Below are 8,504 nucleotides of genomic sequence, written 5' to 3' on the forward strand. Positions count from 1 at the left end.
TCGAACGCTTCTTCAGCCGCATCAAGCACTTCCGGCGCATCGCAACCCGATACGACAAGCTCGCGTCCACCTTCATGGGCTTCGTCACCCTCGCCGCCATCATGCTGTGGCTCAAATAGCTAAATGGTCACCGCTACCTAAACCAATGGGCGAATTTCGGAGACCACCAGTCGCATGAGCCCCTCCCCCACAGGTTCGGCCCCGATCCGCGCCGCGAGGCGCCTGCCGCGCGCGGCCTGGATCGCGCTCGCCGTCGTGGCCCTCGTGGCCCTGGCGCTGGTCGGCTGGCAGGTGATGAAGCCCAAGGCGCCGAAGGACCCCTATCGAACCGCGGCGGTGGAGACCGGATCCATCACCAAGTCGGTTTCGGCCTCCGGAACGCTGGAGGCCCTGGTGACGGTCGATGTGGGGTCGCAGATCTCCGGCCAGATCACCCGCGTGATGGTCGATTTCAACGATGAGGTGAAGCGCGGCCAGGTGCTGGCGCTCCTCGACCCACAGACCTACGAGAGCCGGGTGGCCCAGAGCCAGGCCGACGTCACCGCCGGTCAGGCCGCCCTGCGCCAGGCCCAGGCGGGTCTCGCCGGCGCCCAGGCCGACTACAACCGCAAGCGTACGCTGGTGAACCAGGGGATCTACGCGCCCTCGGTGCTGGACACCTCTCAGGCCGCGTTCCTCCAGGCCCGCGCCGGCGTCGACAGCGCCCGCGCCCGCATCGCCCAGAGCCAGGCGGCCATGCGCGTCCAGCGGGTGGACCTGGGCCGCACGACGATCGTGGCCCCCATCGACGGGGTGATCGTCGACCGCCAGATCGAGCCCGGCCAGACCGTGGCCGCCAGCCTGCAGGCGCCGATCCTGTTCCGCATCGCCCAGGACCTGTCGAAAGTCGAGGTGAAGATCTCGGTCGACGAGGCCGACATCGGCCAGGTCCAGGAGGGCCAGGCGGTCAAGTTCACTGTCGACGCCTTCCCGGACGACAACTTCACCGGGATCGTCACTCAGGTGCGCAAGCAGCCGGTCACTGAGCAGAACGTGGTGGCCTATATCGTCATGGCCGAGGCCGACAATCCGCAGGGCAAGCTGCTGCCCGGCATGACCGCCAACGCCGACATCGTCCTGCAGCAGAAGGCCAATGTCTTGAAGGTGCCGGCCGCGGCCCTGCGCTGGACCCCGGCCAGCGAGAACGGCCAGACCGTGCGCGCGCCAGGCTTCGGCCCGCCCGGCATGGGCGGCGGAGGCGGCGGCCAACGCCAGCAGGGCGGCGGACGCCAGGGCGGCGGCATGGGCGGCCAGCGGGTCGTGGCCCAGCTCGACCTCGACGCGGCCCAGCAGAAGACCTGGGCGGCCATCCAGGCCGACTTGCGCCAGAAGTCGGCGGCGGCCTTCGCCTCGGCCGGCGGCGACCGCTCCGCAATGCGCGAGACCATGCGCAAGAACATGACTGAGGCCCTCGCCAAGCTGGAGCCCACGCTGAAGCCCGACCAGAAGACCAAGCTGGCCGCCCTGCGCGCCACCATGGGCCAAGCCGGCCGCGGCGACCGCTCGGGCTTCGCCGGCGGGGTGGTCTATGTGCTGCGCGACGACAAGCCCGTGCCGATCCCCGTGCGGGTCGGCGCCACCGACGGCTCGTTCACCGAGATCCGCGGCGCACTGAAGGCCGGCGACCAGGTCATCACCGGCGGCGGACCCAAGGCCAAGATCAAGGCGGCCTCGCCCATGGGCGGTCCTGGCGGCGGTGGCGGCGTCCGGGTCCGGATGTAGCGCCGTGATCGAAATCACCAATCTGCGGAAGGTCTATGTCATGGGCGAGGAGGAAGTGGCGGCGCTGGCCGGCGTCACCCTGTCCATCGTCCGCGGCGAGAACGTCGCCGTCATCGGGCCCTCGGGCTCGGGCAAGTCCTCGCTGATGAACATCCTCGGAGGCCTGGATCGGCCATCGTCGGGGACCTACAGGTTCGGCGGCGAGGACGTGGGATCGTTCACCGACGACGAGCTGGCCAGGTTCCGCGGGCGGCGGATCGGTTTCGTCTTCCAGTCCTTCCAACTCCTGCCCCGGTTGACCGCCCTGCAGAACGTCGAGCTGCCGATGATCTATGCGGGCATGGCCCCGCGCGAACGCCGCGAGCGCGCCGCCGAGCTGCTGGAAAGGGTCGGCCTCGGTCCTCGCATGGGCCACAAGCCCACCCAGCTCTCGGGCGGCCAGCAGCAACGCGTCGCCATCGCCCGCTCCCTGGCCAATTCCCCCGACCTGCTGCTGGCCGACGAGCCGACCGGCGCCCTGGACACCCACACCGGCCAAGAGGTCCTGGCGCTATTTCGCCAGCTCAACAGCGAGGGCCTGACCCTGATCCTGGTGACCCACGACCACGACGTGGCCGCCGCCGCGCGCCGGCGCATCTCGTTCCGCGACGGCCTGGTGGTCTCCGACGAGCGGGAGGCCTGAGTATGCGCTCCATCGAGCTGCTGCGCTTCGCCGCCGGTGCGATCATCGCCCACCCGATGCGTTCGGCGCTCACCTCGCTGGGCGTGGTGATCGGCGTGGCCGCCGTGGTGATGATGACCTCGATCGGCCTAGGCGCGCAGCAGCGGGTGACCTCGACCATCGCCGGCCTGGGCTCCAACCTGATCATCGTCTCGCCCGGCGCCTCGCGCGGCGGCGGGGGCGGAGGCGGAAGCGGGTTCGTGATGGGCGCGGCGGGCTCGGGCCAGACCCTGAGCGACGCCGACGCCGAGGCCATCGCCAGGCAGGTGGAGAACGTCACAGCCGTGGCCCCCGTGGTGCGTGGCCAGGCCCAGCTCACCGCCGACGGCGCCAATTGGAACAGCCGCATCGAGGGCGTCACCCCCGACTATCTTATCGCCCGCGACCTCGTCATCGCGTCCGGGCGCATGTTCGACGACCGCGAGGCCCGCCAGGGCCGCAAGGTGGTGGTGATCGGCCAGACCGTGGCGCGTGAGCTGTGGGGCGACCTCGACCCCGTCGGCCGCCGCGTGCGGGTGCGCAGCGTGCCCTTCGAGGTGATCGGGGTTCTGGAGTCCAAGGGTCAGTCCAGCTTCGGCCAGGACCAGGACGACGTCCTGCTGGGGCCGCTGGAGGCCGTGCGCTCGCGCATCGTCGGCCGCCGCGCCCGCGGCGACACCGTCCAGACCATCTATGTGAAGGCCGCCGACGCCGACAGCCTGGACCGGGTGCAGGAGGACACCACCAACCTGCTGCGCGAACAGCACCGCATCCGCCCGGGCGACGACGACGACTTCCAGACCCAGAACATGGCCTCGATCCTCCAGGCATCCCAGGCGGCGGTCGCCACCTTCACGATCCTGCTGGCGGCGGTGGCGATGGTGTCGCTGCTGGTGGGCGGCGTGGGCATCATGAACATCATGTTGGTGGCGGTCACCGAGCGGACCCGCGAGATCGGCCTGCGCATGGCCGTGGGCGCCAAACGCTCCGATGTCCTGATCCAGTTCGCCCTCGAGGCGATCACGCTTTCGTTGGCCGGCGGCCTGGTCGGCCTGCTGATCGGGGTGCTGGGCGCCATCGCCATCGCCAAGCTGGGCTCGTGGCCCGCGGCCATTCCGCCCTGGGCCGGCCCTGTGGCGCTAGGGTTTTCCAGTCTTGTGGGCCTGGTGTTCGGAGCCTATCCGTCCTGGCGCGCGGCGCGGCTCGATCCCATCGAGGCGCTGAGGCGCGAATAGGTCGCAGGCGACAACTGCACTTTCCTCGCAACCTCAGCCGCATCTGGCGAGTTTGCTTGACCGTAACGGAAGTCGCGGCGTCGCCGCCTCCCCCAACGGTCGACGCATAGAGGAGTCGCTCATGGACCTTGATCCGAACGCCAAGCCGAAATCCCGCCGAGGGTTCGCCGCCATGAATCCAGAACGCCGACGCGAGATCGCCCGCAAGGGCGGCGCCAGCGTCCCGGGGGAGAAACGCAGTTTCGCCAAGGACCGCGATCTCGCGGCCTCGGCCGGCCGCAAGGGCGGGGAATCTTCCCGAGGCGGCGGCCGCACCCGCGGCGATCGCCTGGAGAGCTAAGCTCTCAAAAGGACCACCGCGAAGCTCGGAGCGGGGCTTTCCCAGCGCCGCTCCAGCTTCCACCCCGCCTGTTCCGCCAGGCTCGCGAAGCCCTCCACCGTGAACTTGTAGGAGTTCTCGGTGTGGATGGTCTCGCCGGCCGCGAAGCCGAACGTGGCGCCCGCCGCGCGAACCGTCTGGTCGCGTAGGCTCACCAGATGCATCTCCATCCGGCTTTCCTCCGCATTCCACACGGCGCTGTGCTGGAAGGCCGCGAGATCGAAATCCCCGTCGAGCTCCCGGTTGATTCGCGCCAGCAGGTTCAGGTTGAACGCGGCGGTGACGCCTTGCGCGTCGTCGTAGGCCGCGACCAGGGTCGCGGCGTCCTTGACCAGGTCGATCCCCACCAGGAAGCCCGCCCCCTCGCCCAGCAGATGGCGGGCCGCCGCCAGGAAGGCGACCACCTCATGCGGCTGGAAATTGCCGATGGTCGAGCCCGGGAAGAAGCCCACGCGCGGCCGCTCGCCCACGTCAGCGGGAAGGTCCAGGGCGGTGGTGAAATCGTCCACCAGCGGGATCACAGCAAGGCGGGAATAGTCGTGGCCGATCGCCTGCGCCGCGGCGTCCAGAGCCGATGGGCTGATGTCGATGGGGACATAGGCCCCGGTCTGCGGGGCGGCGTCGAGCAGGATGCGGGTCTTGGTGCTGGCGCCGCTGCCGAACTCCACCAGGGCTGCGTCAGTCGGGATGTGAGCCGCCATCGCCGGGGCCGTCTCGCGCAGCAGGGCGATTTCCGTGCGGGTCGGATAATATTCCGGCAGTTCGGTGATCGCCTCGAACAGGGCCGAGCCCTCGGCGTCGTAGAAGTATTTGGCCGGCAGTTCCTTGCGGCGCTGCGACAGGCCCCTGCGGACGTCGGCGGCGAAGGCGCCGTCGGGCTCGGCGATCTGAGCCGGTGCGTCCCAGGCCAGGCGCAGGCCTGAGAACATCCAGCGCTGCTGGGGCTGGAAGAAGTTGCGATAGCTGGCGCGCGCGTGATCCCGCGGCGTGGTGCAACAGCCGCCGCGCAGCACCATCTGGCCGATCATGAACTTGCCGTTGTACTCGCCCACCGCCCCCTCGGCCGGCCGGAAGCCGGGATAGGGCGAATAGGCGCTGCGGGTCCACTCCCAGACGTCTCCGAACATCTGGCGCAGGCCGGGCGCATCGGCCGGCGTCGCAGCCGGCCCGTACTGGCCGCTGCCCAGGAAGTTGCCCGTCACCGGCATACCGCGGGCGGCGTGCTCCCACTCAGCCTCGGTGGGCAGGCGCGCCCCGGCCCACGCAGCGTAGGCGTCGGCCTCGTAGAAGCTGATGTGGGTGACGGGCGCATGGGGCGCGATGGCGCGCCGGCCCTGCAGGGTCATGGCCAGCCAGCCCGACGGCGCCTCTTCCCAATAGAGCGGTGCGGTCCAGCCCTCGGCCTGGACCTTGACCCAGCCCTCCGACAGCCAGAGCTCGGGCCGCGCGTAGCCGCCGTCGGCCATGAAGGCCAGCCACTCGCTGTTGGTCACCAGCCGGTCGGCGAGCCGGTAAGGCTGGAGATAGACCTTGTGGCGAGGCCCCTCGTTGTCGAAGGCGAATCCACGTCCGGCGTGGCCGATCTCCACCAGGCCGCCCGCGAAGTCGACCGGACGCGCCGGGCCGGGATCGGCGCCAACGGGCAAGGCCGGCGCGGGCGCGTAGGCCGGCTTCAGCGGCGACTGGGCGAACAGATGGAGGATATCCATCAGGATCAGTTCCTGATGCTGCTCCTCATGGGCCAGGCCCAGGTCCAGCAGATCGGCGACCGCCCAGGCCTCGCGGCGCAACAGGCGGTCCATGCCGTCGTCCACATGGGCGCGATAGGCCAACACGTCGTTCAGAGACGGTCGGGTCAACAGGCCCCGCTCAGGCCGCGGCTGACGCGCTCCAAGCGCCTCGTAATAGGAATTGAACAGATAGGCGAAGCTGGGGTCGAACGGGGTGTAGCCGGCCAGCCGGGGGACCAGCAGGAAGGTCTCGAAGAACCAGCTCACATGCGCCAGATGCCACTTGGTGGGGCTGGCGTCGGGCATCGACTGGGCCAGCTGATCCTCGGCCGACAAGTGTGCGGTCAGGGCCAGCGTCGCCTGTCGCACGCGGCGATAGCGCGCGGCGGCTTGGGCCTGGGCCGCCCGGTGGGGCGCGGGCGAAACAGCCGTCTCGTCGGAATGCGCCATGGGCTGCTCCTGTCACCGCGTAGAAAGGATCGTCGAAGGGGGGTCGACCGGCCGAGTCGCAGAACGCCGCCGCCCCCTCGGCGTTCCAGGGAACGTGGGTATTCCGCCGCCGTTCGCAAGGCGGAACGGATGGAGTCTAGACGCGTTCACCTGCCACGAGAGGACGGCCATGGGCCGCGCTCGATGGCTCCGGGGGGGTCGAGGACATCATGAGCGGTGAGAGCGACTGGCGTAATGACGTCGTCGGCATGATCCCGGCGCTACGAGCGTTCGCCTGGTCCCTGAGCCACAACGGATCCGACGCCGACGACCTGGTCCAGGACACACTGATCAAGGCGTGGACCAATCGCGATAAGTTCGAGACCGGCACCAACCTGCGCGCCTGGCTGTTCACGATCCTGCGCAACACCTACTACACCCAGGTGATCCGCCGCCGCCGCGAGGTGCGCGACGAGACCGGCGAATATGCCGGCGCCCTGCGCAGTCCCCCCACCCAGGACTGGAGCGTGGCCATGCACGCCCTCCAGGCCGCCCTTGCGCAGCTTCCCGCCGAACACCGCGAGGCCCTGATCCTGGTCGGCGCGGCGGGCCTCTCCTACGAGGAGGCCGCGGCGATCTGCGGCTGCGCGCTCGGCACCATCAAGAGCCGGGTCAATCGCGCCCGGGCCAGGCTGCTGAAGATCATGGACGCCGACGACGCCACCGACGTCATGGCGCTGGAACACACGGCCGGCGTCAACCGCGCCTAGCCCCGGAGCTCAGGCTCGTAGTATGCGGGATCGGTCACAGTGAACCGGATCGCCCATGCGCCGCACCAGCCTCTCCGCCGTCCTCGCCCTGCTGATCGCCGGTCCCGCGCTCGCTGGGCCGAAGGACGACGTAGCCAAGATCGTCAACAGCGCCGCGTTCAAGACCGCCGCGGCGACCCTGGACGCCGAGCATGACCGCACGGTCGCCGACATCGTCACCCTGACCGAGATCCCCGCTCCGCCGTTCAAGGAGATGGAACGGGCCAAGGCCTATCGCGCCATGTTCGAGGCCCACGGCCTGAAGGATGTGGAGATCGACGCCGAGGGCAATGTCATGGGCCTGCGCAAGGGAACCAAGGCGGGCCCGCTGGTGGTGGTCTCGGCGCACCTCGACACGGTCTTCCCTGAAGGGACCAACGTGAAGGTCCGGCGCGAGGGGACCAAGCTCTACGCCCCCGGGATCGCCGACGACTCGCGCAGCCTGGCGGTCCTGCTGGCCTGGGTGCGGGCCCTGGACGCCGCCAAGATCAAGACCAAGAGCGACATCCTGTTCGTCGGCACCGTGGGCGAGGAGGGCGCGGGCGACCTGCGCGGGGTCCGCTACTTCTTCGGCAAGGGCAAGCACAAGGACAATACGCGGGCCTTCTTCTCGGTCGACGGCATCGATCCGGCCCACGTGACCCATGTCGGCGTCGGGTCGAAGCGCTACCGCGTCACCTTCAAGGGGCCCGGCGGCCACAGCTACGGCGCCTTCGGCATCGTCAACCCGATGGCGGCCATGGGCAAGGCGGTCGCCGACCTCTACGCTATCCAGCCGCCGACCGAACCAAAGGTGACCTATTCCGCCTCGGTCACCGGCGGCGGGACCTCGGTCAACGCCATTCCCGACAAGGTCTTCACCGAGTTCGACATGCGTTCGGCCGACGGGGCCGAACTTGCCAAGCTGGAGGCCCAGTTCAAGGCGGTGGTCGAGAGGGCCGTCGCCGCCGAGAACCAGGTTCGTTCGGTCCGCTCGGGCGCGGTCAGCGCCGAGTTCACCGCGATCGGCGACCGGCCGGCGGGCAATACGCCCAGGACCGCGCCGATCGTGGCCAACACCGTCGCGGCCATCAACGCCTTCGGCTACACGCCCACCTTCGAGGCCTCGTCGACCGACGCCAACGCCCCCATGGGACGCGGCATCCCGGCCATCACCATCGGCTCGGGTGGGACCGGCGGCCGCGCCCATTCGCTGGACGAGTGGATCGACGTGGACAAGGCGCCCAGCGTACGCGGCATGACCGTGGGCCTCGCCGCCGTCCTGGCCACCGCAGGGGTGGACTAGTCGTGACGAATTGAACCCTACACTCTCCCCTTTCGAGGCAGGGCTATCGCATATGGCCGTAGATCCAAGTGGCACGGTGGCCAGATGCTCCCCCTCTGGGGGAGCTCCCGGCCGCATGGCCGGGTGAGGGGGACTAAAATGCCCTTCAACGGAGGTTCGACCGGTCTGAGCAGGAG

7 protein-coding genes and 1 pseudogene are annotated in these 8,504 nt (G+C 69.5%); 7 read left to right on the plus strand and 1 reads right to left on the minus strand.

The genetic code is table 11. The features are described from left to right. The 5 genes and pseudogenes from Q8Q77_RS07150 to Q8Q77_RS07170 all read left to right on the plus strand — a co-directional run. Window positions 1-119: pseudogene (locus Q8Q77_RS07150) on the plus strand (IS5/IS1182 family transposase); the annotation flags it as partial. A 55-nt stretch (window positions 120-174) separates the two neighbouring features. Beyond that, window positions 175-1,761: an efflux RND transporter periplasmic adaptor subunit gene (locus Q8Q77_RS07155; protein WP_305582590.1), complete on the plus strand. Its 1,587-nt coding sequence runs from the start codon at window positions 175-177 to the stop codon at window positions 1,759-1,761. Between the two features lie 4 nt (window positions 1,762-1,765). Continuing rightward, window positions 1,766-2,443 carry an ABC transporter ATP-binding protein gene (locus tag Q8Q77_RS07160; RefSeq protein WP_305582592.1) on the plus strand — a complete coding sequence of 226 codons (678 nt, stop codon included), beginning with the start codon at window positions 1,766-1,768 and terminating at the stop codon, window positions 2,441-2,443. A gap of 2 nt (window positions 2,444-2,445) precedes the next feature. Next, on the plus strand, window positions 2,446-3,696 hold the full coding sequence (locus Q8Q77_RS07165; protein WP_305582594.1) for an ABC transporter permease: 1,251 nt from the start codon (window positions 2,446-2,448) through the stop codon (window positions 3,694-3,696). A gap of 121 nt (window positions 3,697-3,817) precedes the next feature. After that, window positions 3,818-4,036 carry a general stress protein gene (locus Q8Q77_RS07170; protein WP_254836972.1) on the plus strand — a complete coding sequence of 73 codons (219 nt, stop codon included), beginning with the start codon at window positions 3,818-3,820 and terminating at the stop codon, window positions 4,034-4,036. Here Q8Q77_RS07170 and egtB read toward each other — a convergent pair. After that, window positions 4,033-6,255, minus strand: coding sequence for an ergothioneine biosynthesis protein EgtB (egtB, locus tag Q8Q77_RS07175; RefSeq protein WP_305582597.1), 2,223 nt, complete (start codon window positions 6,253-6,255; stop codon window positions 4,033-4,035). The two genes, Q8Q77_RS07170 and egtB, sit on opposite strands and share 4 nt — an antisense overlap. 209 nt (window positions 6,256-6,464) lie before the next feature. Here egtB and Q8Q77_RS07180 point away from each other — a divergent pair, with 209 nt between their 5' ends. Together Q8Q77_RS07180 and Q8Q77_RS07185 are read left to right on the plus strand one after the other, a co-directional pair. Next, entirely contained in the window at window positions 6,465-7,004 is a 540-nt protein-coding gene (locus tag Q8Q77_RS07180) for a sigma-70 family RNA polymerase sigma factor (RefSeq protein WP_305582599.1), read from the plus strand. Between the two features lie 55 nt (window positions 7,005-7,059). Continuing rightward, window positions 7,060-8,328, plus strand: a complete 1,269-nt coding sequence (locus Q8Q77_RS07185; protein ID WP_305582601.1) for a M20/M25/M40 family metallo-hydrolase — start codon at window positions 7,060-7,062, stop codon at window positions 8,326-8,328. Window positions 8,329-8,504: the final 176 nt, after the last annotated feature.

This window comes from Phenylobacterium sp. (genome assembly GCF_030698145.1).
Taxonomy (GTDB): domain Bacteria; phylum Pseudomonadota; class Alphaproteobacteria; order Caulobacterales; family Caulobacteraceae; genus Phenylobacterium.